A 26022-nucleotide genomic window follows, 5' to 3' on the forward strand; every position below is an offset into this window, starting at 1 on the left:
GTGAATTCTTCCGAAGGTGCGAGAAGTGCCCACGTCGATTCTGAAGAAACTCGACCTGAAGACTGCGGCGGAGGAGGAATCCGTTCATTGGCGAAACCGCCTGCCACCGGAGCCGTGGCGAAAGAGCGTCGAGGGCGCCGCCAGGCACCTTGCGTTGAAGTGACCCTTGCGGTGAGGGGTGTCAGCGCGGCAAGGTGACTTGCCTTGAGATCTGATGAAAGGATCGCCGATGAGCGAAGAAACTGTGCTGGACGTCGAAATGTTGAAACCCCACGTGCGCGCCGTTCTCGACGAGCTCAGGCGGGTCGGCGATGACGCGGGTCGGGACGAACTGGCGTCGGTGAACGTCGACGAACTGCGGAAGACCCTCACACATCGGAAGAGGGGCGTAGGGCTCGCGGACCGCTCGTCGCCGCACTGCGGCACGTACCACCTGCTGGCCTACATCGCATTGACTCTCGCTGACGACACAGGCGACACGGACTACATCGAGGACGCCCTGTTTTACCTTGATGCGGCCGAGATCGCGGGCTGTAGGTAGTAGTACGTCATTCCGGGGGTCACACCCGTGGTCGCCACCCACAGCCCACCACCATCAGGCTGCGAAGGCGATCCTCACAGACGCTCCGCCGCGTCAGTCCCTCTGGGTGGGCCCACGAGGTGCGCTGGTTGTGCGCAACGGTTCATGGAGCCGCGCTGGTGAGAGCAAGATTGGCGTGTGCGCAGGAAGCCCGCGGGTGATGAGCGGCGTCGAATCTCGTGTGGTGGGTTCTCGCCCTCTTGGCCGCCTGGTGTTGGCCCTCCGCGAACGCCACAACTCGGGCTTCTTGACTTCTCAACGGCCATCGCGCCATGCTCGCGTCGGAAGGAAGTTGCCCATGTCGAGCGATGACGACACCCCCGATATCAAGGCTGCCACTGGCCGCCAGGCGCTTCCGAGCGGCAGCGACTATTCACCACTGCCCGACCAACGGGGCAAGGCCATTGCTGAGGCCATCCCGGACGACGATGAGACCGACCCGTTGCCGCCGCCAGCGGACGCCCGACGGGCACGGGCCGAGGATGTGCCGGAGGCCGATTCCAAATGAGCCTCACGATCGTGAACCGCGTCGACGGTCTCGATCTCTACGTCGCGATCATGTACGAGGATCGCATGTGCGACGGCAATCCCCCGCCCGACGGAAGCTGGGCCAAAGCCGGCTGGTATCGCGTGCCCCCGTTCCAAACGCTGCCCCCGCCATACGAAGGGGCACCACCTTTGACCTTTGGGGGCCGAAAAGAGGTGATTACCGGCAGCATCAAGAGACGGTACGTCTACGTGCACGCCAGAGCCTGGAACGGATCGAACTGGGTGGCTGGCTGGGGAGACAGGAGTCCGAGAAACCTGCCACTGCACTACGGGTTCAAGGAGTGCATCTGGTACCAGTTCGACCAGCCCCTCGATCGATGCTGGTTCCTTGAGTTCTACTCACCGTCGCAAGACCTGACGGTCGATCTGCACCTCTAGGTCGCGTTCACAGCGGCACGAGCGGCAGGTCGTGCAGCGGCGCGGTCATCGCCTCCCGAATGGCTGATAACCGCGCGTGCTTACCGCTGGCCCCTCGACCAGGCGACGGCCTAGCAGCCAGGAGGCAGCAAGCGAGACGCCGAGCTGCCTCACCGGCAAACGGCTTCAACCCTGGCCATGGACAAGCCACGATCCCGGCAGCGTCATTCCGTCGCGAGACGGCGTGGCCAACGTAGATCTCGAACGCGGCGCGCCTTGGTCGCACGTCTGAGCCTAAACCGCTAGGAGCGCTGCTTTCGACCCTCTAGATGGCGTGAAGACGCCATCCGCCCTCTCCATAGGCGTAGAGCGTGTGGGAAAAGTCTGAAACGAACCACAGGAAGTTCAATCCCTCTGGCAGGAGCAAGCCCTCGCTCGGCACCGCAGTCGGCTTGCCGACCAGCGCAGCGCGTTGAGCGAAGGGTAAAGAGCCCTCATCGAGCGCCAGAAACAGGTGGGTCTCCTCATAGCCACTTGCTCGAAGCTTGTCGACGTGGCGCAGCTGATTCGGGAGCGACAACACTCCGGCGATAACGCCAGGTAGCCCCTCGAGCGAGTCATCGACTGCACCACCGGTCCCAGGCGGAAGGATCCGGATCGTCTGCCGGTTTGGCCTCTCGTCGGCAGCCATGTCGGGCATGCCTGACATGGAGGCGCTGGACTCCATCAGCCATTCGAAGTCGAGGGACGGCAGATGGCGGCTGTAAAGGCTGGACGGATCAGAAATCCCAAGAGCCTCTGACGTTGTGATGATGCGGGCGTACCGCTCCAACAACTCGGGTAGATCCCTCACGTCCCCAATGGAGATGTGCCACGTCCACCTACCGGGGTTCGGCACCTCGTCGCGCGTCAGTGAATTTCGCTGCTGAACGCCCACACCGGCTTGGCTGGTCACCTCCAAGGCGGCCTCGCGGCCATCCGGATACGTCAGCCGGACGTCAAACGCGCGTTGCCTGCCTCGGACGTCGTACGCCTCCGCTCGTGCGCCGACGGCGTTAGCGACGACGATGGCTGCGAACACCTCTTGCGAGGAGAGACCGGCCAGAGGGTCAGCGTTCATATGCGTGGAACTTAGACCAAGTCGCCTACCCCGCTCGCACCCCACCGCCGTCGACCTACCGCTTGGCGGGGATCGATCCAACAGCCCTGCGTCTATCCGCCGCGTTCAGCCCACTCACGGGTAGCGCCATCAACGCAGTTCGCGAGGCCGGGCAGCTAGTGGTTCGTGTCGTAACTGTCTAGATGGTTGTGGTCTGAAATCATGGGGGTATGGCGAATCGTCCTGCTCCGGCCCTTGTTCTGCGTGCTGGCGATCGCGAAGAGCTCGAACGTTGGACCCGGGCATCGACAGTGACGGCGTCTGCTGCGAAGCGTGCCCGGATCGTGTTGCTCGCGGACGACGGGGTGGCCAACACCCGGATCGCGGAGCTGGTCGACGCGACGGTGACCACGGTGTTGTTGTGGCGGCAGCGGTACCAGGCCAAGGGGTTGGTTGGTCTGGCTGATCAGCCGCGGTCTGGTCGTCCGCGGACGCTGGACCATCGTGCGATCGTGGCCGAGACCTTGAAGCCGCCGCCGAAGAAGCTGGGTGTCACGCACTGGTCCTCGCGACTGCTTGCCGAGCGTCTGAAGATCAGCAACACCTCGGTCGCCCGCGCGTGGCGGGCCTACGGGGTCAAGCCGTGGAAGGCCGAATCGTTCCGGTTCTCCACCGACCCCGAGCTGGCCGGGAAGGTCACCGACATCTGCGGTCTCTACCTCGCGCCACCACAGAACGCGATCGTGCTGTGCGTGGATGAGAAGTCCCAGATCCAGGCGCTGGACCGCACCGTCCCGATCCTGCCCATGCAGGAGGGGCGGATCGAGCGCCGATCCCACGACTACTACCGACACGGTACCTCGACCCTTTTCGCCGCCCTCGACATCGCCACCGGGCAAGTCACCGCCGCCCTCAAGCAACGGCACCGACATCAGGAGTTCCTGGCGTTCCTCAAGCAGATCGAACGGGCCTACCGACACGTCCTCGACAGCGACGGCGAGCCCGTCGAGCTGCACCTGGTGATGGACAACTACGCCGCACACAAACACACGAACGTCCGCGCGTGGCTCGAGAAGAACCCGCGGTTCAAGGTCCACTTCACCCCGACCCACGCCTCCTGGATGAACCTGGTCGAGGTCTGGTTCGGCATCGTCGAGCGACAAGCCATCCGCCGCGGAGTGTTCAAGTCCGTCAAAGACCTCAACACCAAGATCCGCACCTTCATCGACGGCTGGAACGACCGCTCCCACCCCTTCGTGTGGACAAAGACCGCCGAGGAAATCCTCAAGAAGGCCAACCGTCCAACAACTTCAAATCCGCGCCACTAGCGGACGTATCCGCGACGCTATGGGGCAGGGTGGACTAGTCAGGCTGGACACCTGCAGTGCTTCTCATAGATTGCTGGCAAGAGAATCACCACACGGGGGTGACCATGAAACGTCGGGCGTCAGGACATCTTGGGCTCTGGCTCCTTTCTGCTGCGGTTGTGCTTTTGACTCCGGGCCCAAGCTGGGCCGACGAGCCTCCGGGTGTAGTGCTCACGACGGACGCACAGGGTGGCGACACGGTGTCGGTGTCTCGGACCAGTGAGGGCGGCTTCACGGGAAACATCTCTCTCAGCAACGTCTCCGACGTCCTCTACACCGTCACAGCCAAAGGCACCGGTGCCATCGAGAACTGCGCATTGCAGGTCGTTCCTTCATCTTTGCCGGCCAATCGCACAATGAAGATCGCGCTGAAGGTCGTGCAGCCGTGCACCGTGTCAGGGAACGGTGACGCCGTAACGCTTCACTTCGATGCAACGATTCCGGGCGACCTCTCGGTCGTGTTGACCAACCCCACGAAGCCGGAAACGAATTTGGAGCCACTGCTTCCACCTTTCGGCTGGATGGCGCTCGCGGCATTCACTCTTCTCCTCGTTTGGTATCTGGCTCGACCGAAGCTGAAGGTGCCGGGGAAGGACGCTCAGGGCAAGATTGCCTACAACGAGCCGGCGGCCAACCCGCCAGGTAATGGGGTGTCGACAGCCAAGACCAAGGATGTCGATTGGCGCACGCCTGTCGTTGGGGTGCCGACAGGATGGACCTTCAAGGATAGTTGGGCCAGCAATCTGAGCGTCGGCACCACGGTCTTCATCGCACTCTTCGGGTCGAAGGAGATCATCACCGCAATTTTCGGAGAGGCAACTGACGAGAGTCTTGCCCAGTTGCTTGTTGTCGGCGCCTTCGCCGGACTATTCGTGGGGCTCGCCCCTTTGGTCGTAAAGACGATCGGACCCTCGACTGTTCCCACCGTGGGTGGTCTGATGGCCGGCGCCCTCTTCACTCTGACGGGTGTCCTTGGCCAAATCGTCACGATCGCTTGGATTCTTCGCAAGGGGGAAGTGGAGGCCACTGACACGATGTACTCAATCCCTCGTCAAGTGCTTACACTTGTGATGAGCGGCGACTCCGTAGCGATTATCGCGCTAGCGCTTTCAGCCTTCCTATTGTTCTACGCCTACTGGACCCTCCGGGTGGTTTTCGTAGAGGCTTTCCCCGGGCCCAAGGACAAGCCCGGCCCCGAGCCAATCCCGAATGACCTCCTGGCGGCCGCCGCGCTTGTCGGAGGCGGCGCAGCCACCGAGGACGAGATCGCACAGGCTCTTTCGCGGGTGGCAAAAGGTGCTCGCAAGTTCACTCAATCGTCGAGCGCCGGTGACGAGGACTACCCTCTTGACTACATAGAGATGCTGCCGTCGCCCGGGGATGACCAGCGACCGCTCCCCGCGGCAATTCTTTAGCAAAGATGGCCGCGCACTTCTACTGATCGACTCCGTGCCCCGCCGCATGATCAGGCCGCGCCATGAGCCCGGCGAGAGGGCGCGTCACTTCGCCCGCCTATGACTGTCAAGACGTACGACGGGTCGGAGCAACCCGCAGCCGGGCCTCACCGCCAGGACCAGAGCCTGCTGCACAGGCTGCGTAGGAGCACCCGGGTCGGGTACCGAGAAGTTCGCGAGCGACACCAGACGGTCGAGCTCCGAGCGCGGGCACCACCCATCCAGACACGAAGAGAGGTTCCATCGTGAGCCAGATCCAGAAGTCCATCGATGTCGACGTACCGGTCAGCACGGCGTACAACCAGTGGACGCAGTTCGAGTCCTTCCCGGAGTTCATGTCGGGCGTCGAGTCGATCACCCAGATCGGCGACACCCGGAGCCACTGGGTCACCAACATCGCCGGCGTCGAGCGCGAGTTCGACACCGAGGTCAGCGAACAGCACCCTGACGAGCGGGTCGCGTGGCACAGCGTGGGGGGCGACACGAAGCACGCCGGCGTGGTCACCTTCCACCGCCTCGACGAGTCGAGGACCCGCGTCATGGTCCAGATCGACTGGGACGCCTCGGGCCTCCTCGAGAAGCTCGGATCGATGGTCAACGTCGACGATCGCCAGGTCGCCAAGGACCTCGACCGCTTCAAGGACTTCATCGAGAGGCAGGGCAACGAGTCCGGCGCGTGGCGCGGCGACGTCGACGCCGGGTCCTGACGCGCCAACCACCGCAGGGGACGTCCAAGCCAGCGTGGCGGTCGCAGTTGGCCGCAGACGCCGGTGTCCGAGTGCGACAGGGCGTCCCGCCCGTCGTGCGAGCATGGGGTCATGGGACTTCGGGGGACGGTCCGCCTGCTCGGCGCCGTACTCGTGCTCACCGGGTGCTCGGGTCCGGACTACGGCGGCACGGCGGTGCGCGACCACCTCTCCATGGCGCCGGGCGTGGCCGCGGTGGAGACCCATACGGGTTTCCAGTATCCCGAGTGGATCGACATCGAGCTCACCGAGGACGTGACGGTCGAGCAGCTCGGCGCCCTGGCCGACCGGATGACCGAGCTCGACGACTCCCGCTTCGAGAAGGACTGGACGATCGCCCACTACCGGCTGCTTCGTCCCAACGGCACCGACCACGCCGACGAGGTGCGCGGGTCGGCGCTCTACCTCGGCGACGAGGTCAGCCGGGAGTCGTTGCGGCGGTGGTTCGAGGCCGGTGACGTGTCGGAGTCCTCGGTGGTCGTCTTCTACCTCACCGACGACCCCGCCGACCTCATCGTGCTGGCCGACGACGAGGAGACGGCCGCTGCTGAGCGGCTGGAGCACGGGGACGACGCGCTGTTCGCGGACACGAACTTCCGCGAGTGGAGTGACGGCGACGACTGGTCCCCCTGAGCCTGCCTCGACCGGGGACAGTCAGGCGTCGGCGGGCGGCTGGGCGGCGATGAGGTCGGCGTACCAGGCATAGGACCGCTTCGGTGTGCGCTTCTGGGTCTCGAAGTCGACGTGCACCAGGCCGAAGCGCTGGGTGTAGCCCTCGGCCCACTCGAAGTTGTCCATCAGCGACCAGCAGTAGTAGCCGCGCACGTCGACGCCGCGGTTGACGGCGTCGGAGACGGCACGGATGTGGGCGTCGAGGTAGTCGATGCGCGGCTGGTCGTCGACGACGCCGTGCTCGTCCGGCCCCATGTTGTAGCTGCAGCCCGACTCGGTGATGACGATCGGCGGCAGGGCGGCGCGGTAGCGCGCGCGGAAGACGATCAGCCACTCGCGCAGCGCGTCGGGCACCACGGGCCAGCCGAAGTCGGTGGTCGGGTAGCCCAGGATGTCGCGGATCTCGAAGGGCATCGTCGCGCCTTCGTCGGCTGCCGCGATGCGCATCGGGTTGTAGTAGTTGACGCCGTAGAAGTCGAGGGGCTGGCGGATGGTGGCCATGTCGCCGGGGAGTACGACGGGCTCGAGCAGCGGTTCGATGTCGATCGGGTAGCGGCCCAGCAGCATCGGCTCCAGATACACGCCGTTCCACAGCTGGTCGAAGATCTTGCTCATCCCGGTGTCGGCGGGGTCCTCGCTGGCCGGCCAGATCGGCGCGTGGTTGTTGGCGCAGCCGACACTCTCGGCGCCGTGCGAGCGCAGCGCCATCGCGGCCCGGCCGTGCCCGAGCAGCAGGTGGTGGGCGACCGGCATGGCCTCGAACAGCAGGTCCTTGCCGGGCGCGTGCACGCCGAGCCCGTAGCCCAGCATCGTGACCACGTTGGGCTCGTTGACCGGGATCCAGTGCGCGACCCGGTCGGCGAGCTTCGCGCCCACGATGTGGGCGTACTCCGCGAAGCGGTCGACGGTGACGCGGTTCAGCCAGCCGCCGTCGTCCTCGAGCGCCTGCGGGAGGTCCCAGTGGTAGAGCGTCGCCATCGGTGCGACACCGTTGTCGAGCAGGGTGTCGACGAGCCGGTCGTAGAACGCGAGGCCCTTGGCGTTGGCCGGGCCGGAGCCGGTCGGCTGGATGCGCGGCCACGAGATCGAGAAGCGGTAGCCGGTGGTGCCCAGACCGTGGCTCAGCCCCTTCATCAGCGCGACGTCCTGGTCGACCCGGTGGTAGTGATCGCACGCCTCGTCGCCCGTGCTGCCGTCGACGACGCTGCCGTCGGCGTGGGTGAAGGTGTCCCAGATACTGCGGCCCTTGCCGTCAGCGCTGGCAGCGCCCTCGATCTGGTACGACGCGGTGCTGGTGCCGAACGTGAAGCCGGCGGGCAGCAACGGGAAGTCGCGCCCGGCTGAGCGCACAGTTGTCTCCCGGTCGGTCACCCGGCGACGATATCCGCATGACCCTCGACCTGTACGCCGCTTCGTCGAGGCCGCTGACCAGACGTCCGGACCGCGAGACCGCGCACTCGTTCTCGTTCGGCGAGCACTACGACCCCGCGAACCTCGGCTTCGGGCCGCTGATCGCCCACAACGACGACAAGGTGTCGCCCGGAGGCGGCTATCCGACGCATCCGCACAGCGACCTCGAGATCGTCACCTGGGTGCTGTCGGGGGCGCTGGTGCACACCGACTCGCTCGGGCATCACTCGGTGCTGGAGCCCGGGACCGTGCAGGTGCAGTCGGCCGGCTCGGGCATTACGCACTCCGAGATCGCAGACGCCGCGTCCGGGCCGACCAGGTTCGTACAGGCGTGGGTGCGGCCCGACTCGTCCGGAGGTACGCCGTCGCGCGCCGTCTCCTCGCCCGTTGTCGCGGCGGGGTTGCACCGGGTTGCCGGGGGTTCGGACCTGCCGATCGGGGTGGCCGGGGCGACGTTCTGGGTGGGCTCGGTCGCTTCGAGCGTCGTACTGCCGGAAGCTCCGCTGCTGCACGTGTTCGACGCGAGCTCGGGCGATGCGTGGCGCGTCCGCGACGAGCCGGGTCGCTCTCTGGAGCTGGCGGCGCCCGGATCGCTGCTGGTGTGGGCGTTCGATCACTGAGCGCTGGTCTGAGAGGGTGCTGCCCGTGGACCTCCGCGAGCTGCCCCGCGTCGTGTGGGTGCTGGCGGCCTCCCGCTTCGTCGGCTCGGCGACGGCGTTCGTCTTCCTCTTCCTCACCCTCTATCTGACCGGGCCGCGCGACCTGAGCGCGCCGACCGCAGGCGTGATCTCCGGTGTCATCGGGGTCGCCCTGCTGGTGGGCAACTTCACCGGCGGACGCTGGGGTGACCGGTTCGGCCACCGCCGGGTGCTGCTCATCGCGTCGTCGGTCGGCGCCGTCGTACTCATGTCCGTGCCGTGGCTGCCGGTCTGGCTGATGGCAGCCGCCCTCCCGGTGGCCGCGTATCTGAGTGCCACCGGCGGCGTCTCGACAGGCGCCCTCACCGCTCTTGCCGTGCCCCGGGGCAGCCGGCGTACCGCCGTGGCCATCAACCGGGCCGCCTCCAACGCCGGCTTCGTGATCGGCCCGCTGCTCGGAGCGCTGGTGTTCACCTGGAGTTGCGACGCCCTGTTCATCCTCGACGGCCTGGCCGTGCTGGCGATCCGGGTCGCGCTCAGCCGAGCGCTGCCCAAGGAGGAGCCTGCCGTCGAGGTCGAGGAGGTTCCGCATCCCGGAATGTGGGGCTCCGTGCGCGCCGACCGGTCGCTGGTGGTGCTGCTCGTCGGCGTGGTGCTCGTCGACATCGTCTATCGCCAGCTCTACACGACTCTCCCGCTGCACCTGCGAGACTCGGGGGCGCCCATCGGCCTCTACGCGACCGTGATCGCGGTCGGCTCCGGGCTCATTCTGCTGCTCGAGATCCCGGCGACGCAGCAGTTGCGCCACCGGTCGGCGTACCCCGTGATCGCGATCGGCTACGCCCTGGTCGGAGTCGGCACCGTCATGTTCGGTCTGCCGGTGACGGTCGTGACGGTAGTGATCGCGATGACGGTGCTCACGGCCGGCGAGATCCTCTACAAGACGACCGCCACCGCGCACTTCCTCGATGCGGCGCCCGACCACCTCGTCGGGCAGTACCAGGGCCTCTACAGCGGCGCCTCCACCAGCGGCATGATGCTGGCCGGCCCGATCGGCACGACCTTGTACGCCGCAGCGCCGGGGTTGCTCTGGCCGGCGATGGGAGCCACCGCGGTTGTGGCGGCAGGGTTCGTGCTGGCGTCGGCTACCGCCGCTGGTTGAGGTGCGAGCGCAGCCTTGCGTTGAGGTGCGAGCGCAGCCTTGCGTTGAGGTGCGAGCGCAGCCTTGCGTTGAGGTGCGAGCGCAGCCTTGCGTTGAGGTGCGAGCGCAGCCTTGCGTTGAGGTGCGAGCGCAGCGAGCCTCGAAACGAGCCTCGAAGCCAAGACCGTTTCGCCTCGGTTTCGAGGCTCGTCGCTAGCGCTCCTCGCACCTCAACCAGCGGTGGGAGCGAGGACGGACAATGCTCCCGGCACCACCTCGACGACGAGGGGCGGGTCAGTCAGCCCAGGCAGGTCACCCAAGGGCTCACCATCGGCACCGACCGGGATGGGGCCCCGAGCACGGCCGGACAGCTCGACCCGCCGGCCACGCAGCACGGTCACCTCGGGACGGGCGACGTGCGAGCCGTCGTACACGCTCGGGAGCGACCGGATCAGGGCGACCCGGGATGCCGCTTCGATGACGACGATGTCGAGGAGCCCGTCGTCGAGGCCGGCATCGGGCGCGATCTTCATGCCCTTGCCGTAGTAGGCCGAGTTGGCCACCACCACGGTCGCCGCGGAGAACTCGTGCCCGGTTCCGTCGACGTCGAGGCGATAGCGCCCCGGCCTGTACGAAGCGAGCGCGCGCACCGCAGCGAGCGGGTACTGCAGCGACCTCGGCACCCACCGGGCGCGGTCGACGATGGCGGCCGCGCGGGCGTCGACCCCGGCGTAGACCGAGCCGGCCACCAGCAGGTCGCCGACGCGCAGCAGGTCGACCTTGCGTGGCGACGCCTCGAGCAGGATCGATGCCTGCTGGGCCGGAGATGCGGGCAGCCCGAGCATCCGGGCGAAGTCGTTGCCGCGGCCGGCCGGCACGATCCCCAGGGTGCCGCCGAGGCCGGAGACGAGACCGGCGAGCGACGACAGCATGCCGTCACCACCGACCGAGACGACCACGTCGCCACGTTCGATGGCTTCGATGGCCAGCGCGCGCATGGCCTGCGGGCCGGGCGAGTAGGTCACCTCGACCGTCGCCCCGGCCTGACGCAGCACCCGCGCCACAGGCACCACGGCCTCCGGGGCGGCGCCGCCACCGGCGGCGGGGTTGACGAGAAACGTGAACGACCGCGTCACGGGATCAGCACCCCCGGGTTGAGCACGCCGGCCGGGTCGAGCGACGCCTTGACCGCGCGCAGCACCTGCACGCCGACCGGCCCGATCTCTCGCTCCAGCCACGGCTTGTGGTCGATGCCGACGGCATGGTGGTGGGTGATCGTGGCGCCGGCGTCGATCATCGCGTCGCTGGCCGCGGTCTTGGCCACCTGCCACTGCGCGAGCGGGTCGTCGGCCTGCTTGGCGGCCACGGTGAAGTACAGCGACGCCCCCGTCTCGTAGATGTGCGAGATGTGGCAGAGCACGATCGCCCCGTCACCCAGAGCGCCGGTGAGCGCGGCCTTCACGTCGGCGTACACCCGGTCGAGGTTGGACCAGAACGTGGCCGTCTCGAGCGTCTCGACGAGCACGCCGACGTCGAGCAGCGAGTCGCGGAGGTACGGCGCGTGGAAGCGGCCGTGCACCCATGCCGCCCCCGGCTCCTCGCCGAGCGGGGTGCCTCCGAGGTTGGTGAGGACGGCGGTCACGGCGACACGTCGCAGGTCGACGGCGGCCGGGGTGCCCTCGAAGCCAGTGATCATCAGGCAGCCACCGTCATTGGAGTCGCCGATCGACTCCGGCCGGGCCAGGTTCAGCGCGGTCTCCGACTCGTCGGACAGCCGGATCACGGTCGGCACCAGCCCCGACTGGGCCAGGGTGCGCATGGCGGTCGCGCCGGCCTCGAACGACGGCCAGCGCCACCCGTCGTACGCCGTCACCTCGGGCAGCGCCCGCACCCGCACGGTCACCGACGTGATCACGCCGAACGCGCCCTCGGAGCCGAGCAGCAGCTGTCGCAGGTCGGGGCCGGCCGCGTTGGCGGGCGCGGTGCCGAGGTCGAGACGGCCCGACGGCGTGGCCGCGGTGAGTGCCATGACGAGGGCGTCGAAGCGGCCGTAGCCGGCCGACGACTGGCCCGACGAGCGGGTGGCGGCGAAGCCGCCGATGGAGGCGTACTCGAACGACTGCGGGTAGTGGCCGAGCGTCAGCCCGTGCTCGGCGAGCAGCGCCTCGGCCTCGGGTCCGCGCAGGCCGGGCTCGAGGGTGGCGGTCATCGAGACGGTGTCGACGTCGCGGAGCGCCTTCATCCGCACCAGGTCGAGCGAGATGACGCCGGCCAGGCCGTCGCGCCGGGCGACGAGCCCGCCGGTGACCGCGGTGCCGCCGCCGAACGGCACCACCGCGAGTCGGTGGGCGACGGCCAGGTCGAGGACCCGCTGCACGTCGTCGTGGCTGGCCGGTCGCACCACCACGTCGGGCGCGTCGCTCCAGTCGCCCGCACGGGCCTTGAGGAGGTCGGGCGTCGACTTGCCGCGAGTACGACGGCGTCGGCTGTCGTCGTCGGTCAGCACATGCTCGTCGCCGATGAAGGCGCGCAGCTCGGAGAGTGCCTCCGATGGGAACCGCCCCTCGGGCAGCACGGACGTCTCAACCGCCGGGGTCTCGGTCAGGCCGAAGGCCAGCTCGATCAGGCCGCGGGCGGCCTCGGGCAGCGCGGTGGCCGAGGCGGGATCGCCCCAGCGGCTGGTGTGCATCTCGCGGTTGTCGACATGGGTCATGTGTTACAGTGTGACATATGACGTCACTTCGTCACAACGGTCTCCTGGACTCCTATCTCGATGCGGCCCGGGCTTGCATCCTCGACGTCGGCTGGCGGCGAACGACCCTCACCGAGGTCGCCCGCCGGGCCGGCGTCAGCCGGATGACCATCTACCGCGCGTGGTCCGACATGCCGCAGCTGCTCGGCGACCTGATGACCCGCGAGTGGCGCGACGTGGTGGCCGCGAGCCACGGCAAGACGCTGATGGAGAGCGTGCTGACGACGGTGCAGGCGCTGCGCGAGAACGAGCTGTTCATGCGGATCGTCGAGCTCGATCCCGAGCTGCTGCTGCCCTACCTGCTCAATCGGCGTGGGCGTTCGCAGGAGGGGATCCTCGTCCTCGTCGAGCAGGCGATCGTGGACGGCCAGGCCGACGGCACGATCCGGCGCGGCAACCCGCGGGTGATCGCGCGAGCGCTGGTGCTGGCCGCCCACGGCTTCGTGCTCAGCGCGCACACGATGGTCGACGACGACGTCACCGAGACCGACCTCGAGACCGAGCTGCGCACCCTGGTCGAACGGGCACTGGCGCCATGAGCCCGCGCATCACGCCCGGTCTGGCCGGAGCGCCGACCGAGGTCGACGTCGTGGTCATCGGCCTGGGCGTCACCGGCGCCGGCTGCGCCCTCGACGCCGTGACCCGCGGCCTGACGACTCTCGCCGTCGATGCCCACGACCTCGCCTTCGGCACCAGCCGCTGGTCGTCGAAGCTGGTGCATGGCGGGCTGCGCTACCTCGCCAGGGGCCAGGTCGGCGTTGCACACGAGAGTGCCGTCGAGCGCGGCATCCTCATGGAGGTCACCGCACCGCACCTCACCCACGCCATGCCGATGCTCCTCCCCCTCAACTCGAGCGTCGGCGGGTTCCAGGGCGCCCTGACCCGGGCGGGTTTCGCCGCCGGCGACCTGCTGCGACGCAGCGCCCACACGTCCGCCGAGACCCTGCCCCACCCGCGCCGCATCTCCGCGACCGAAGCGCTCGCTCTGGCTCCCGACCTGCGCCACGCCGGCCTGCGCGGCGGACTGCTGTCATGGGACGGCCAGCTCGAGGACGACGCCCGGCTCGTCACCACGATCGCCCGCACAGCAGCGTCGTACGGCGCGCACGTGCGCACCCGCGCCCGCGTCCTGTCCGCCACTGGTCACCTGGTCGAGCTGCGCGACGAGCTCACCGGCGCCACCCACACCGTGACGGCACGGGCCGTCGTCAACGCGACCGGTGTGTGGGCCGACACCCTCGTCGACGAGGTCCGACTCCGGCCGAGCCGGGGCACCCACCTCGTGCTGCGCGCCGACACCCTGCCCGGCCTCCGGGTCGCGGTCACCGCGCCGGTGCCGGGCGAGACCAACCGCTTCGTGCTCGTGCTCCCCCAGCCCGACGGCACGATCTACGTCGGCCTCACCGACGAGCCCATCGAGGGCGACGTGCCCGATGTTCCCGAACCCACCGACGGCGAGATCGGCTTCCTCCTCGACGTCGTGGCGGCGGCGTTCTCGCGGCCACTGCGGCGCTGCGATGTGGTCGGCGCGTTCGCCGGGCTCCGGCCCCTGCTCGAGGTCGCCGGCCAGACCGAGACCGCCGACCTCTCCCGCACCCACGCCGTGCTGCGCTCGGCCAGCGGCGTCGTCACAGTGGTTGGCGGCAAGCTCACGACGTACCGCCGGATGGCCGAGGACGCCATCGACGCCATCGGTCTCGACGCCGGCCCATGCGTGACAGCGCGTACGCCTCTGCTCGGCGCCGCACCCCGCGCCGACCTGGCCGCGCTCGAGCTGCCGGCCAGGCTGGTCCGGCGGTTCGGCACCGATGCTGCGCTGGTGCTGGACAACGCCCGCGAGGTCACCGGGCTCGATGACCAGACGCTGCTCGCACCGGTAGCCGAGGGCGTGCCGGTCACATTGGCCGAGCTGGTCTTCGGCGTCACCCACGAGGGTGCTGCCGATGTCGGCGACCTGCTCGACCGGCGTACTCGGGTCGGGTTGATCGCCGAGGACCGGGCACTCGCCGTAGCCGCAGCCGAACGCGCCCTCGCGCTGACTCGTCCGCCCCACACCGTGCCCTGACCCGGCGTCAGGCGGACGACTCGGTCCGCACCACGTATCGTCCACGCATGCACATCCGGGGTCTGGTCGCCGACACCCGGCCGTTGAAGAACCCGCACTTCCGCCGGCTCTGGTCGGCCAACATCATCACCGTCATCGGCGCCCAGCTCACGGTCGTCGCGGTGCCCGCGCAGATCTATGCCGACACCGGCTCGTCGGCGTACGTCGGGCTCACGGGTGTCTTCGGCCTCGTGCCGCTCGTCGTCTTCGGCCTGTACGGCGGCGCGCTGGCCGATGTCTTCGACCGCCGCACGTTGCTGGTGGTCACGACGCTCGGCCTGATAGTCACGAGCGGGCTGTTCTGGCTGCAGGCGGCGCTGGGCATGGACAACGTGTGGGCGCTGCTCTGTCTGTTCTCGGTGCAGCAGGCGTTCTTCGCGGTGAATCAGCCGACCCGCAGCGCGGTGGTGCCCAAGCTCGTCGGGGATGAGCTGTTGCCGGCGGCCAACTCGCTCAACATGACCGTCATGCAGGCCGGTGCGATCGGCGGACCCCTCGTGGCCGGCGCGCTGATCCCGGTGCTGGGCTTCGAGTGGCTCTATCTCATCGACACCCTCACCCTCTTCGCCACGTTGTCCGCTGTGGTGCGGCTGCCGGCGCTGCCCGTCGAGGGCGCGGTGGCCGGGGTGCCGGGCATTCGCTCGGTGATCGAGGGGCTGGGCTACCTGCGCGGCCAGCCGGTGCTGCTGATGTCGTTCCTGGTCGACATCATCGCGATGGTCTTCGGCATGCCGCGCGCGCTCTTCCCCGAGGTGGCGCACGAGAGCTTCGCCGGGCCGGAGGAGGGTGGGCTCGCCTTCGCGCTGCTCTTCGCCGCGATCCCTGCCGGTGCCGTGATCGGCGGGATCCTCTCGGGCTGGGTCTCGCGGGTCTCTGCGCAGGGCAAGGCGGTCGTCGTCGCCATCATCGTGTGGGGTCTGGCGATGGCCGGATTCGGACTTGCCGTCGGGTTCGCCGACGTGTCACCGCGCGCGATGCTCGTGATCGCGTTGCTCATGCTGGTCATCGGTGGCGCCGCCGACATGGCCAGCGCCGCGTTCCGCACGAGCATGCTGCAGACCGTCGCGACCGACGCCGTGCGCGGTCGGTTGCAGGGCATCTTCATCGTCGTGGTCGCCGGAGGTCCGCGGATCGCCGACGTCGCCCACGGCGCGACCGCCGCAGTCGTCGGGACCGCGGCCGCCGCCGCCGGCGGTGGCGTGCTGGTCGTCGTACTCACCGTGGTCGCGTCGATCGCCGTGCCGACGTTCGTGCGCTACCGGGTCATGCTGCGCTCATCGGTGGTCGAGTAGGCGCGAGGACGAGCGCCGTATCGAGACCCGAGGCGGCCGTGCCCTTGGCTTCGAGGCTCGCTGCGCTCGGACCTCAACCAGCGGGAAGCCAGCGCATCGAGGCGCCGTGACCGTGCGTCCACGCCACGGCCTGCCCGTCGAGCCCGAGCACGAACGACGCCAGGTCGGCCGGCAGCTCCGGGCCGGTCTCGGTGACCACCGGGTGCACGCGTCTGCCCTCGTTGCTCACCCAGTGGCACCGACCGTCGGCGACCAGCCCCGCCATCATGGTCTCGAAGCGACGCCGGCCCTGCTCGTCGACGTACGCCAGCACCGCGCTGTGGAACACCACCACCTCGCCGTACGACGACGTCTCGTCCACCAGCGCCGGCAGGTCCTCGAGCAGGTCACCCTGGACCAGCTGCGGCGGATCGGCGGCGGCGATCTCGATGGCCTGCTGGAGACGGGCGCGCCGGTCGTCCTGCTCGGGCCAGACGAGGTTGGCCAGCCACGCCATCTGGTCGGCGTCGGTGACCGACAGCGGGTGCAGGTCGAGCCCGCCACGCCACGACACTTCGGGCAGGGCGTCGGGCACGGGCATCGGTCCCCTCACCTCGCACCGCAGCTCCGGACCCGGGCCGGCCAGCGCCCCCACCGGCGGCCACGCATAGGACCAGCGATCGGGATAGAGGCACAGCCCCGCCGACGCACCTACTTCCAGGAGTGCCAGCGGCCGACCGGCCGCCGCCTGCACGAAAGCCGGCAGCAAGGTGGCCAGTCGCCCGACCTCGTTGGTCTGGGTGGCGCGCGCCATGATCGTGGCCCGAATCGATCCGTCGTCGGTCAGCAGCGCCTCGCGCAAGCCGGCGTACGGGCCTGGAGCGGGTACGCCGTGCCACCGGGCCGCCGCGAACACCAGGTTCGGCTGCTGCTTGATGCCCGGCAGGGTCGCCACCCACTCCTGCACCTGTGGGTCGTCGACCACCGCTAGCGACCACGCCTCGAAGCAGGGCGAGTCGGCAGCAGAGGTCGCGAAGTCGGCGTACTGCGTGGTGACGTCGGCAAACAGCTCCATCAGTCGAGCTCGGTCACCGGCAGCGCGACGTACGTCGTCTCGAGGTACTCCTCGATCCCCTCGAACCCGCCCTCACGACCGAACCCGCTCGACTTCACGCCACCGAACGGCGCAGCGGGGTTGGACACGAGGCCGGTGTTCATCCCGACCATGCCGAACTCGAGTGACTCCGCCAGCCTCAGCGAGCGGGCCAGCTCGCGCGTGTAGACGTAGGCAACCAGGCCGTACTCCGTCGCGTTGGCCGCAGCGACCGCCTCCTGCTCGGTCTCGAAGCTGGTGATCGGCGCGACCGGGCCGAAGATCTCGACGGTGTTGATCTGGGCTTCGGCGGGTACGTCGACCAGCACGGTCGGCGGGTAGAAGTAGCCCGCGCCGTTCGGCGTCTCGCCACCGCAGACCACCCGAGCCCCGTCGTGGACTGCGTCGATCACGAGCTGCCCGACCGACTCGACCGCGTCGGGGTCGATCAGCGGACCGACGTCGACGCCGTCGTCCTGGCCACGGCCGACGGTCAGCGCCGACATCCGCTCACCCAGTCTGGTCGCGAACTCCTCGGCCACCGACGAGTGCACCAGGAAGCGGTTGGCCGAGGTGCAGGCCTCGCCCATGTTGCGCATCTTGGCGATCATCGCGCCGTCGATGGCGGCGCCGAGGTCGGCGTCGCCGAAGACGATGAACGGCGCGTTGCCGCCCAGCTCCATCGAGACCCGCTGAAGGTTCTCGGCCGACTGCTTGACCAGCACCTTGCCGACCCCGGTCGACCCGGTGAAGCTCACCTTGCGCAACCGGTCGTCGCCCATGATGGCCTGGCCTATCTCGGCCGATGAGCTGGTCGTGACGACGTTGAGCACGCCCGCCGGCACGCCCGCCTCGGCGAAGACCGCGGCCAGCTCGAGCATCGTCAACGGAGTCTGCGCCGCGGGCTTCACGACCATCGTGCAGCCGGCCGCCAGCGCCGGCCCGATCTTGCGGGTGCCCATCGCGAGCGGGAAGTTCCACGGCGTCACGAACAGGCACGGCCCGACCGGCTTCTTCAAGGTCAGCAGCCGGCTCTTGCCGTCGGGAGCGCTCATCCAGCGACCGTGGATCCGCACCGCCTCCTCGCTGAACCAGCGCAGGAACTCGCGACCGTAGGCCACCTCGCCCGCCGCCTCGGCCAGCGGCTTGCCCATCTCGAGGCTGATCAGCCTGGCCAGGTCATCGGCACGTTCGACGAGCAGCTCGTAGGCCGTCCGCAGGATCTCGCCGCGTTCGCGGGGGGCGGTCGCGGCCCAGGCCGCCTGGGCCCCGACGGCGGCTTCGAGGGCGTCGATCGCGTCGGCCTCGCCGGCGTCGGCGACCCGCGCCAGGACCGACTCGTCGGCCGGGTCGATGACCTCGAACCTCGCGCCATCAGCGGCTTCTCGCCACTCGCCGCCGATGAACAGCAGGTCTTTGAAGTCGGACATGTGCCTCACCTCGTCTGGACCGGGTCGGGATTTTGCTTTGTCATTTGGCGGAGCCCGTGACGTGCGATGTTCCGCCGTGGGAACATTCTCACGGCCCACCGTAAGGTTGGTCAGCGCAGGCCCCTTGCCGACCCCATGCGGCAAGGGGCCTGCGCCATTTCCCGGTCATTCGGGCTGGGTCTCGATACGGGCTCGCTTCGCATCGCCCCACTCGACCAACGAGCAACGTCGGTGGTCGGCGACCGAGCGGCGGATATCGTGAGCAGCTCGCCGATAGCCACACCAGGCGAGAATCAGTGCCGCGCCACCCACTTCTCCAGGTCGATCCCGGCCTTCCGTGCCGCCACCCGGGCGGCCTTCGAGGTCAGGTCCGGGGCGGTGAACTCCTTCGGACGGATGGAGCGGTCTGCCGCGGCGTACTGGCGCTGAGTAGCTGCCTGCGATGAGGCGCTGGCCGCGGACGTACGCCGCATCGCGCCGGTCACCTGGAGCGCGACGCCGGTGAGCACACCGCTGACGGTCGGCGTGTAGCCACTGGCGTGGCCGGCGACATTGGGGTGGTAGCTCTCGCTGATCGGGTTGGAGAGGCCGTTCAGCCACTCGGGGTTGTCACAGACCGCGTGGCCGATGAAGGCCGAGGTCGGGTTCGCGTAGCCGAAGCCGGCGGCCGCGGCCTGGGTACTGGTCCGGCTGTTGAGCAGGTCGGCGGTCTGGTTGAGCCGGATCTCCTCGGCGGGCGAGAAGAAGGTCGCGGCGTTGCAGTCCTCGCCGTTGAAGATGCGCGGGTAGCCGGCGACCACCACCTGCGCGTTCGGCGCCCGGCTGCGGATCGCGGCGTACAGGCCGGCCAGCTGCCCGGGGAGCGCGTTGTTGATGAAGGCCTGCGCGCGGTCGACAGCGCCGTTGCAGTTGCTCATCCAACCCGGCTTCGCGCACTCGGTGAGTACGTCGGCGAACCCGGCGTCGTTGCCGCCGACCGAGATCGTCACGAAGCTGGTCGCGGCGGTCAGCGCGGAGAGCTGGGTGTTGGTGACGTCGGGGATGCGGGCCCCGGAGCAGGCACGGAAGTTCAGCGAGTAGCCGCGCGCCGCCGCGATCAGGGACGGGTAGGCCTTCGTCGACCGCTGGCACGACGTGCCGTCGGCGATGTAGCTGCGCGTGCCGGTGCCCGACGAGTAGCTGTCGCCGAGGGCGACGTACTCGGCAGCGGCCGCCTGGGCGGGTGCATGCAGGAGAGGTACGGCGAGCACGGCGGCCGCGGACGCGGTCGCCATGGCGCGCACGAGTGAGAACGACATTGGTTCCTCCGAGAATCAGAACAACATCGCCACAAGATGTGGCCCACGTCACGCTAGGGCTACCGCGCGGTGAGGGGAAGGGCGTCAACGCCCCGCGCGCAACATCGCCTCGAGCAACGGGCCCGCCGTCACCCGTCCACCAACGCCTTCGTCGACGAAGGCCGCGACGGCGAGATCGCCCTGCGCAGCGACCATCCAGGCGTGCAGCAGCCGCTTGCCGTCACGGTCGAACTCGGCCGTGCCGGTCTTCGCGATCACCGGCGGGCCGGGCAGCGCGTTCAAGAAGGTGCCGCTGCCGTCGGTGACCACGCCGCGCATCATCCCGCGCAGCGCCTCGGCCTCGGGGATCGGCGTCTGCTCGGTCGCCACGGTCGAGGTGAGCAGCTTGGGTACGACGGTGTGCCCTGCCTGGACGGACCCGATCACCGAGGCCATCGTCATCGGCGACGCGAGCACGCTGCCCTGGCCGATCATGTCGGCCGCGCCCTCGGTGTCGCTGGCCGGCGGCTCGACCTGGCCGAAGTACGCCGGGAAGCCGAGGTCGTGGTCGACCCCGAGCCCGAGCGCCGCGGCCGCCTCTGCCAGGCCGCCGGCCGGGATCTTGTCGCGCTGGGAGATGAAAGCGGTGTTGCAGGAGTTGGCAAGCGCCGACCGCAGCGGGATCGTGCCGAGCCGGTCGTCCGGGTAGTCGTCGTAGTTCTCGAACGGCTTCCCGTCGACCACGATCGACGCCGTGCACGGCACGGGAGTCTCGGGCGTGAGTCCGGCCCGCAACAGCGCCAGGGTGCTGACGGTCTTGAACGTCGAGCCGGGCGCGAGCTGGCCGAACGTCGCGTTGTTGTAGCCACCCGCGCCGGGACCGTTGGCGGCTGCCAGGATCGCCCCGTCTGACGGCCGGATCGCCACCAGTGCGCTGGCCGGGCCGACGTCGGCGAGGATCTTCTCGGCCGCCACCTGGAGGTTCTCGTCGAGCGTGGTGGCGAGCGGCTGACCGTCGACCTGGTCGACCCGGAAGAGCTCCTCCTCGCCGTCGCCTGTCACGCGGTTGATCACCAGGCCGGGCGTGCCGCGCAGCTGGTCGTCGTACCTCGCCTGGAGGCCGGACAGGCCGGCCACGTCTCCGGCGGCGTAGGTGTCGGGCTTCTCCTCGACCATCTCGGCGGTCACCGGTCCGACCGTGCCGACGATGGGCGCCGCGAAGCCGCGCGTGGGGCCGAGCTGTTGCGTGCCGGGTACGGCGCGGGCGCCCGGGATGGCCTCGAGTCCCGCGGAGACAGCCGGATCGACGTCCTCGGTGCGCAGCGCGATGGCCTCGACGAACGCCTTCGGCCCGGCCTTGACGACCGAGGTCGCGAACCGCTCGGGGTCGACCTGCATGAGCGCGGCCAGCGCCCGGGCGGACGCGTCGGCCTGCGCCGGGTCGATCAGGGACCGGTCGATGCCGAACCGCACGACGTCGCGCCCGGTCACCAACGGCAGGTCACCGGCGCCGGTGATCGGGCCGCGCGCCGAGTTGATCGTGGTGGTGTCGAGGGTGTCGCCGTCGGTCAGCTCGGGGTGGATCAGCGTCGGGGTCCAGTCGAACTGCCACTCGTCCCCGACAAGGTTCAGCTCGACGGGCACGTCGTACTCCCAGGGCTCGCCCGCCACCTCCCACTGCCAGGTCAGCGCGGATGTCGCGGCGTCCTCCTCGATCTTCGCCGGCGCTGCCGTCACCGAGTGCGGCAGGTCGGCCACTTCGGCGAGCACTGGCTCCATGTCGGCGGGCACGTCACCGGCCTCGAGCGCGACGGCAAGCTTCTCCAGCACCGGCTCCGGGTCGGGTCCGCCCGACCAGGGCAGATCGCACGCCGTGAGCGTGGCCGCAAGGGCAGTGAGGGCAAGGGCCGCCGAACCGGTCCGCAGATGCATGGCCCCTGTCTACCAAGTGACCGGCTACTCCACCGTGACCGACTTCGCGAGGTTCCGCGGCTTGTCGATGTCATGACCCAGGTGCAACGCGGCGTGGTAGGCCAGCAGTTGCAGCGGCAGGGTCATCAGGATCGGGTCGAGCTCCGGCTCACTCCTCGGTACGTCGAGGCGCGTGGCCGCGACCCCGCCGAGGTCGACGCCTTCGTGGGTGACCACGACGAGCGGTCCGCGGCGGGCGGCGATCTCGTGCAGGGCGCCGACGTTGCGCTCGGTCAGGTCGTCGGCCGGCACGATCGCCACGGTGGGCAGGGCAGGCTCGATCAGCGCCAGCGGCCCGTGCTTGAGCTCGGAGGTCTGGTAGGCCTCGGCGTGCCGGTAGCTGATCTCCTTGAACTTCTGCGCACCCTCGCGCGCCACCGGGAAGCCGCGCACTCGACCGATGAAGAACAGACTCGGCGCCTCGGCGAGAGTGCGCGCCACCTCGGCGTACTCCTCCTCCTTGGCCAGGATCTGCTCGATCTGTCCGGGCAGCGCCGCCAGCGCGGTGACCAGCCGCTTGCCGTCGGCGATGGAGAGGTCACGCACCCGGCCGAGCTGGATCGCCAGCAGCGCGAAGCCGAGGAACATGTTGGTCAGCGCCTTCGTGCTCGCCACCGCGACCTCGGGGCCGGCGTGCAGGTAGATCCCGCCGTCGCACTCGCGGGCGATGGCGCTGCCGACGACGTTGACGAGCCCGATGACGCGCCCGCCCTTGCGCCGGATCTCCTGCACGGCCAGCAGCGAGTCGATGGTCTCGCCGGACTGGCTGACCGCGACGTACAGCGTGTCGGGCTCGATGATCGGGTTGCGGTAGCGGAACTCGCTGGCCGCCTCGGCGTCGGCGGGGATGCGCGCCAGGTCCTCGATCAGCCCGGCACCCATCTGGCCGACGTAGTACGCCGAGCCACAGCCCAGGATCTTCACCCGCCGGATCGCACGGAACTCCCGCGGCTCCATGTTCAGCCCGCCCAGGTGGGCGGCGCCGAACCGCTCGTCGAGCCGGCCGCGCAGCATCCGCTCGGCGGCGGCGGGCTGCTCGAGCATCTCCTTGTGCATGTACGACGCGTGGCCCCACTGATTCTCTGTGGCGTCCTCGTACGACGCGGGGTCGACGTCGACCCGGCTGGCTGCCTTCGAGGTGGCCGTCAGGTCGTGGCGGAACGTGGTGAACCCGTTGGCCGTGACCGTAGCCAGCTCGCCGTCGTCGAGCATCGCCACGGTGGTGGTGTGACGCACCAGCGCGGCCAGGTCGGAGGCGACGTACATCTCCTTGTCACCCACCCCTACGATCAGCGGGCTGCCGTTGCGGGCCACGACGATCCGGTCCGGGAAGTCGGCGTGCAGCACGGCCAGCCCCCACGTGCCGTCGATCACCGACAGCGCGTCGCGGACCTTTCCCTCCAGGGTGTCGGCCTCCGACTGCCCGATCAGGTGCGCGATGACCTCGGTGTCGGTGTCGGAGACCAGCTCGACGCCGTCGGCGGTGAGTTTGTCGCGCAGGGCGGCGGCGTTGTCGATGATGCCGTTGTGCACGACGGCCACCCGCTGCGCCGCGTCGGTGTGCGGGTGGGCGTTGACGTCGTTGGCCGGACCGTGGGTGGCCCACCGGGTGTGCCCGATGCCAGCCGTGCCGGCGAACCGCTTGGGCAGGCCGTCGGCCAGGTCCCGCACCCGCCCGGCTCGCTTGGCGACCTTGAGCGCGCGCGGTCCGCGACCGTTGGCCCGGACCACGAGACCCGCCGAGTCATAGCCGCGGTGCTCCAGGCGGCTGAGCCCCTCGAGCAGGATCGGTGGTGCCTGCTGGGCGCCGATGTAGCCGACGATTCCGCACATGTCTGTCTCCTGTTACCCGTAGATGATCCGGCGCAGCTGCCGGACGGTGAGCTGGGGCGCAGCGACGACGCGCTGGGCCAGCTCGATGGCGATCTGGTCGTAGATCTCGGGGTTCTTGGCCCCATAGGTCTTGAGCTCGGTGTGCCGGCGGCGTACGTAGGCCTCCACGGGCTCGCGAAGGAACGCGACCACGTCGTCGATGACCCGCTGCGCATCGGTTGCCGAGAGTCCGGTGGTCGCGACCACGTGCGCCGCGAGTTCGTCGGGGCTGGACTGGTCGGCTGACACCGAGTGATCGTGCGACCAGGTAGCGCTCACACGCAAGTTTCTGCCCGAAATCGGGCAGATCAGTCTGCTTTGGTGGTTCGCTCACGGGTGGGGCAGGCCTTGCTGGTGCGGCAACTGCCAACTCCGTGTCCTTCGCGGGCTTCGCTCCGGCCGACGACCCCCGCTTCACCGTCTACGTCGTCGTCCACGCCCCCAAGGTCGAGGGCGGTGGTGGCTCGATCGGCGGCCCGGCCTTCTCGCGGGTCATGGGCTACGCCCTCGGCCGCTACCATGTGCCGCCCACCGGCACCCGGCCCTCGCGCCTCCCCGTCGAGTGGTGAGGCGCCTCGACGGCCCCGGCGATATTCTCCCGGCGTGGGCCCCCCGGTTCTGGCAGTCACCATCGCCCCCACAGGCGAGACCGACCCCGCACCTCTCCAATGGGGGATTCCGCTACGGCGCTAGATTAGGCGATTTCGGTGATGGAGAAGGCGTTGCCGTCGGGGTCGCGGAAGGCGAACATGGCTGGGACTCCGGGCCAGCGGAGGACTTCGTCGGTGTCGACTCCGGCGGCTTGAAGTTTGGAGTGCGCGGTTTCGGCGTCCTCGGTGGTGAATCGGATGCCGATGGCGCCGCGCGTCACGTTGGGCGCCGCGGGTTCGAGGGTGACGATCACGTCGTCGTTGCCCGGGGCGAGTTCGATCCAGCGGCCGCCATCGGGCGTCGGGTTGTCTTGCAGCGTCCTGAAGCCGAGCGTGTCGACGTAGAAGCGCAACGCGGCGTCTTGGTCGTCGACCGGGATGCTGACGGTACGGACCCCGGTGATGTCGGTCTTAGTGGCGTTCATCGAGTGCTCCTTCGCGGTGCAGGTGGGATGCGTTCGTCGAGTTGAACGTTGACGGTGTCGTCGGCGTCCTTACCGACGTGGGCGCGCATGTTGGCGGGGACGGCGAGTTTGCGGGTGCCGTCGCCGAGGGCCATGAACGAGCCGCGGAAATGGTGACCGTTGATGCTGCTGCGGTTGCGCACGAGGCTGCGGGTGCCGAAGTACTCGGCCGAGCCGGGCATGACGACGTAGGTCCAGCCGCCCCTATTCGGGCTTCGTTCAGCACGGCGGTGAAACTCTTGTCCAGAGTGCTCATTTCGATCCTCCATAACTGAGTGAGCCCGGAGTGGTGAGTTCTTGGCCGGTCTCGAGCCAGGTCTTGAGCCCGGACAGGATCATCGGCCAGCCGCCGTAGAGGTGCTCGTCGGCATCCTCACGCAGCTGGTCGTGGGTGACGGTCAACCGACACGAGTCGCCGACGGGCTCGATCTGCCACGTGACACGGCTGGTGCCCTCTGCGGCGACGTCGTCGCCCCACACCGCTCGATAGGACTGCACCAGCCGGCGCGGCGGGTCGATCTTAAGGTTCTCACCCTCGATCAGCGAGCCAGGCGCCCCGTCGTGCGTCACCTGGTAGCTCGACCCGGACGTCCAGTCGGACTTGATAACCGCACCGAACTGGTACCGCGCCCGGACCTCGGGATCGGTGATCGCCTGCCACAGCCGTTCCGGGCTGGTCCGGATGTAGATCTCGAATATCTTCTCCACGCTCGCCTCCAGGTCGCGTTTGAGATCGACGAGGCTGGCGGCCCAGGCCTCGGTGTACTTGCTCACCCACCGGTCGTGGACGAGTCGGATCGGGATCGGATTGAGGTAGTGCAGCTTCTCCCGGCCTCGACGGTGGACCGCAACCAGCCCGGCGCCTTCCAACAGGCGCAGGTGCTTAGCCACCGCCACCCGCGTCATGTCGAACCGGCCCGCAAGCGCGCCCAAGGCCTGCCCGTCGTGGCGGAACAGCTCATCGAGCAGTTCACGCCGCGTCGGGTCCGCGAGCGCCTTGAACACCTGTTCCACGCGACCAGAATAGGAAACCATTTGGTTTCATGTCAAGCGTGGGTGCCATTCCGGTTCAAGTGGCGACCTCACCGATGCGGGCTCTACAGCAGCTACCGGATCGCGCCGTTG

Annotated in this window: 25 protein-coding genes and 1 pseudogene; 13 read left to right on the forward strand and 13 right to left on the reverse strand. The window is 68.9% G+C overall.

Features of this window, described 5'->3' with window-relative positions; all coding sequences use genetic code 11:
- Positions 1–229: 229 nt before the first annotated feature.
- The 3 genes from H4Q84_RS12375 to H4Q84_RS12385 all read left to right on the forward strand — a co-directional run bounded on the left by H4Q84_RS12375 (position 230) and on the right by H4Q84_RS12385 (position 1507).
- On the forward strand, positions 230–541 hold the full coding sequence (locus H4Q84_RS12375) for a hypothetical protein (protein ID WP_248579403.1): 312 nt from the start codon (positions 230–232) through the stop codon (positions 539–541).
- A gap of 337 nt (positions 542–878) precedes the next feature.
- A complete protein-coding gene (locus H4Q84_RS12380) occupies positions 879–1088 on the forward strand; it encodes a hypothetical protein (RefSeq protein WP_248579404.1) in 210 nt (69 codons plus the stop codon).
- Entirely contained in the window at positions 1085–1507 is a 423-nt protein-coding gene (locus H4Q84_RS12385) for a DUF1036 domain-containing protein (RefSeq protein WP_248579405.1), read from the forward strand. The genes H4Q84_RS12380 and H4Q84_RS12385 overlap by 4 nt, the downstream gene beginning before the upstream one ends.
- A 304-nt stretch (positions 1508–1811) precedes the next feature.
- On the opposite strand, the gene H4Q84_RS12390 is transcribed toward H4Q84_RS12385, so the two are convergent.
- Complete coding sequence (locus H4Q84_RS12390) at positions 1812–2606, reverse strand: hypothetical protein (protein ID WP_248579406.1); 795 nt, start codon at positions 2604–2606, stop codon at positions 1812–1814.
- Positions 2607–2815: 209 nt separating this feature from the next.
- Between H4Q84_RS12390 and H4Q84_RS12395 the strand changes: the two genes are divergently transcribed.
- The 4 genes from H4Q84_RS12395 (at position 2816) to H4Q84_RS12410 (ending at position 6785) form a co-directional block, all read left to right on the forward strand.
- Positions 2816–3913, forward strand: a complete 1098-nt coding sequence (locus tag H4Q84_RS12395) for an IS630 family transposase (RefSeq protein ID WP_248579407.1) — start codon at positions 2816–2818, stop codon at positions 3911–3913.
- A 206-nt stretch (positions 3914–4119) separates the two neighbouring features.
- Complete coding sequence (locus tag H4Q84_RS12400; protein ID WP_248579408.1) at positions 4120–5367, forward strand: hypothetical protein; 1248 nt, start codon at positions 4120–4122, stop codon at positions 5365–5367.
- Positions 5368–5651: 284 nt separating this feature from the next.
- On the forward strand, positions 5652–6113 hold the full coding sequence (locus H4Q84_RS12405; RefSeq protein WP_248579409.1) for an SRPBCC family protein: 462 nt from the start codon (positions 5652–5654) through the stop codon (positions 6111–6113).
- A gap of 111 nt (positions 6114–6224) precedes the next feature.
- Positions 6225–6785, forward strand: a complete 561-nt coding sequence (locus H4Q84_RS12410) for a hypothetical protein (RefSeq protein WP_248579410.1) — start codon at positions 6225–6227, stop codon at positions 6783–6785.
- Positions 6786–6806: 21 nt separating this feature from the next.
- Here H4Q84_RS12410 and H4Q84_RS12415 read toward each other — a convergent pair whose 3' ends face one another.
- A complete protein-coding gene (locus tag H4Q84_RS12415; protein WP_248579411.1) occupies positions 6807–8195 on the reverse strand; it encodes a GH1 family beta-glucosidase in 1389 nt (462 codons plus the stop codon).
- Between the two features lie 17 nt (positions 8196–8212).
- Between H4Q84_RS12415 and H4Q84_RS12420 the strand changes: the two genes are divergently transcribed.
- Positions 8213–8854: a pirin family protein gene (locus H4Q84_RS12420; protein ID WP_248579412.1), complete on the forward strand. Its 642-nt coding sequence runs from the start codon at positions 8213–8215 to the stop codon at positions 8852–8854.
- 25 nt (positions 8855–8879) lie between these two features.
- Complete coding sequence (locus H4Q84_RS12425; protein WP_248579413.1) at positions 8880–10034, forward strand: MFS transporter; 1155 nt, start codon at positions 8880–8882, stop codon at positions 10032–10034.
- A gap of 209 nt (positions 10035–10243) precedes the next feature.
- Here the strand turns inward: H4Q84_RS12425 and H4Q84_RS12430 are convergent, their stop codons facing one another.
- A complete protein-coding gene (locus H4Q84_RS12430; protein WP_248579414.1) occupies positions 10244–11149 on the reverse strand; it encodes a diacylglycerol kinase family lipid kinase in 906 nt (301 codons plus the stop codon).
- Positions 11146–12726, reverse strand: a complete 1581-nt coding sequence (locus H4Q84_RS12435; RefSeq protein ID WP_248579415.1) for an FAD-binding oxidoreductase — start codon at positions 12724–12726, stop codon at positions 11146–11148. Before H4Q84_RS12435 ends, H4Q84_RS12430 begins: the two co-directional genes overlap by 4 nt.
- 17 nt (positions 12727–12743) lie before the next feature.
- Here H4Q84_RS12435 and H4Q84_RS12440 point away from each other — a divergent pair, with 17 nt between their 5' ends.
- The 3 genes from H4Q84_RS12440 to H4Q84_RS12450 are packed head-to-tail and all read left to right on the forward strand — an operon-like array spanning position 12744 to position 16161.
- Positions 12744–13304, forward strand: coding sequence for a TetR/AcrR family transcriptional regulator (locus H4Q84_RS12440; RefSeq protein ID WP_248579416.1), 561 nt, complete (start codon positions 12744–12746; stop codon positions 13302–13304).
- Positions 13301–14830 (forward strand): glycerol-3-phosphate dehydrogenase/oxidase, encoded by a 1530-nt coding sequence (locus H4Q84_RS12445; protein WP_248579417.1) that lies wholly within the window; start codon positions 13301–13303, stop codon positions 14828–14830. Before H4Q84_RS12440 ends, H4Q84_RS12445 begins: the two co-directional genes overlap by 4 nt.
- A gap of 47 nt (positions 14831–14877) precedes the next feature.
- A complete protein-coding gene (locus H4Q84_RS12450; protein ID WP_248579418.1) occupies positions 14878–16161 on the forward strand; it encodes an MFS transporter in 1284 nt (427 codons plus the stop codon).
- 73 nt (positions 16162–16234) lie between these two features.
- Here H4Q84_RS12450 and H4Q84_RS12455 read toward each other — a convergent pair whose 3' ends face one another.
- From H4Q84_RS12455 to H4Q84_RS12480, 6 genes are all read right to left on the reverse strand, one after another.
- Positions 16235–17215: a DUF2332 domain-containing protein gene (locus tag H4Q84_RS12455; RefSeq protein WP_248579419.1), complete on the reverse strand. Its 981-nt coding sequence runs from the start codon at positions 17213–17215 to the stop codon at positions 16235–16237.
- A complete protein-coding gene (locus tag H4Q84_RS12460) occupies positions 17215–18663 on the reverse strand; it encodes an NAD-dependent succinate-semialdehyde dehydrogenase (RefSeq protein ID WP_248579420.1) in 1449 nt (482 codons plus the stop codon). Before H4Q84_RS12460 ends, H4Q84_RS12455 begins: the two co-directional genes overlap by 1 nt.
- A 293-nt stretch (positions 18664–18956) precedes the next feature.
- Positions 18957–19961, reverse strand: a complete 1005-nt coding sequence (locus tag H4Q84_RS12465) for an SGNH/GDSL hydrolase family protein (protein ID WP_248579421.1) — start codon at positions 19959–19961, stop codon at positions 18957–18959.
- Between the two features lie 84 nt (positions 19962–20045).
- Positions 20046–21872, reverse strand: coding sequence for a penicillin-binding transpeptidase domain-containing protein (locus H4Q84_RS12470; protein ID WP_248579422.1), 1827 nt, complete (start codon positions 21870–21872; stop codon positions 20046–20048).
- 24 nt (positions 21873–21896) lie between these two features.
- A complete protein-coding gene (gene glmS, locus H4Q84_RS12475; protein ID WP_248579423.1) occupies positions 21897–23744 on the reverse strand; it encodes a glutamine--fructose-6-phosphate transaminase (isomerizing) in 1848 nt (615 codons plus the stop codon).
- A 12-nt stretch (positions 23745–23756) separates the two neighbouring features.
- Positions 23757–24032, reverse strand: coding sequence for a hypothetical protein (locus tag H4Q84_RS12480; protein WP_248579424.1), 276 nt, complete (start codon positions 24030–24032; stop codon positions 23757–23759).
- A gap of 95 nt (positions 24033–24127) precedes the next feature.
- On the opposite strand from H4Q84_RS12480, the pseudogene H4Q84_RS12485 reads away from it, so the two are divergent.
- Positions 24128–24352: pseudogene (locus H4Q84_RS12485) on the forward strand (penicillin-binding transpeptidase domain-containing protein); the annotation flags it as partial.
- A gap of 125 nt (positions 24353–24477) precedes the next feature.
- Here H4Q84_RS12485 and H4Q84_RS12490 read toward each other — a convergent pair.
- The 3 genes from H4Q84_RS12490 to H4Q84_RS12500 form a co-directional block, all read right to left on the reverse strand.
- Positions 24478–24858 (reverse strand): VOC family protein, encoded by a 381-nt coding sequence (locus tag H4Q84_RS12490; RefSeq protein ID WP_248579426.1) that lies wholly within the window; start codon positions 24856–24858, stop codon positions 24478–24480.
- Positions 24855–25079 (reverse strand): DUF1905 domain-containing protein, encoded by a 225-nt coding sequence (locus H4Q84_RS12495; protein ID WP_248579427.1) that lies wholly within the window; start codon positions 25077–25079, stop codon positions 24855–24857. Before H4Q84_RS12495 ends, H4Q84_RS12490 begins: the two co-directional genes overlap by 4 nt.
- A gap of 70 nt (positions 25080–25149) precedes the next feature.
- Positions 25150–25911, reverse strand: coding sequence for a metalloregulator ArsR/SmtB family transcription factor (locus H4Q84_RS12500; RefSeq protein ID WP_248579428.1), 762 nt, complete (start codon positions 25909–25911; stop codon positions 25150–25152).
- Positions 25912–26022: the final 111 nt, after the last annotated feature.

This window comes from Nocardioides sp. InS609-2 (genome assembly GCF_023208195.1).
Classification (GTDB): Bacteria; Actinomycetota; Actinomycetes; order Propionibacteriales; family Nocardioidaceae; genus Nocardioides.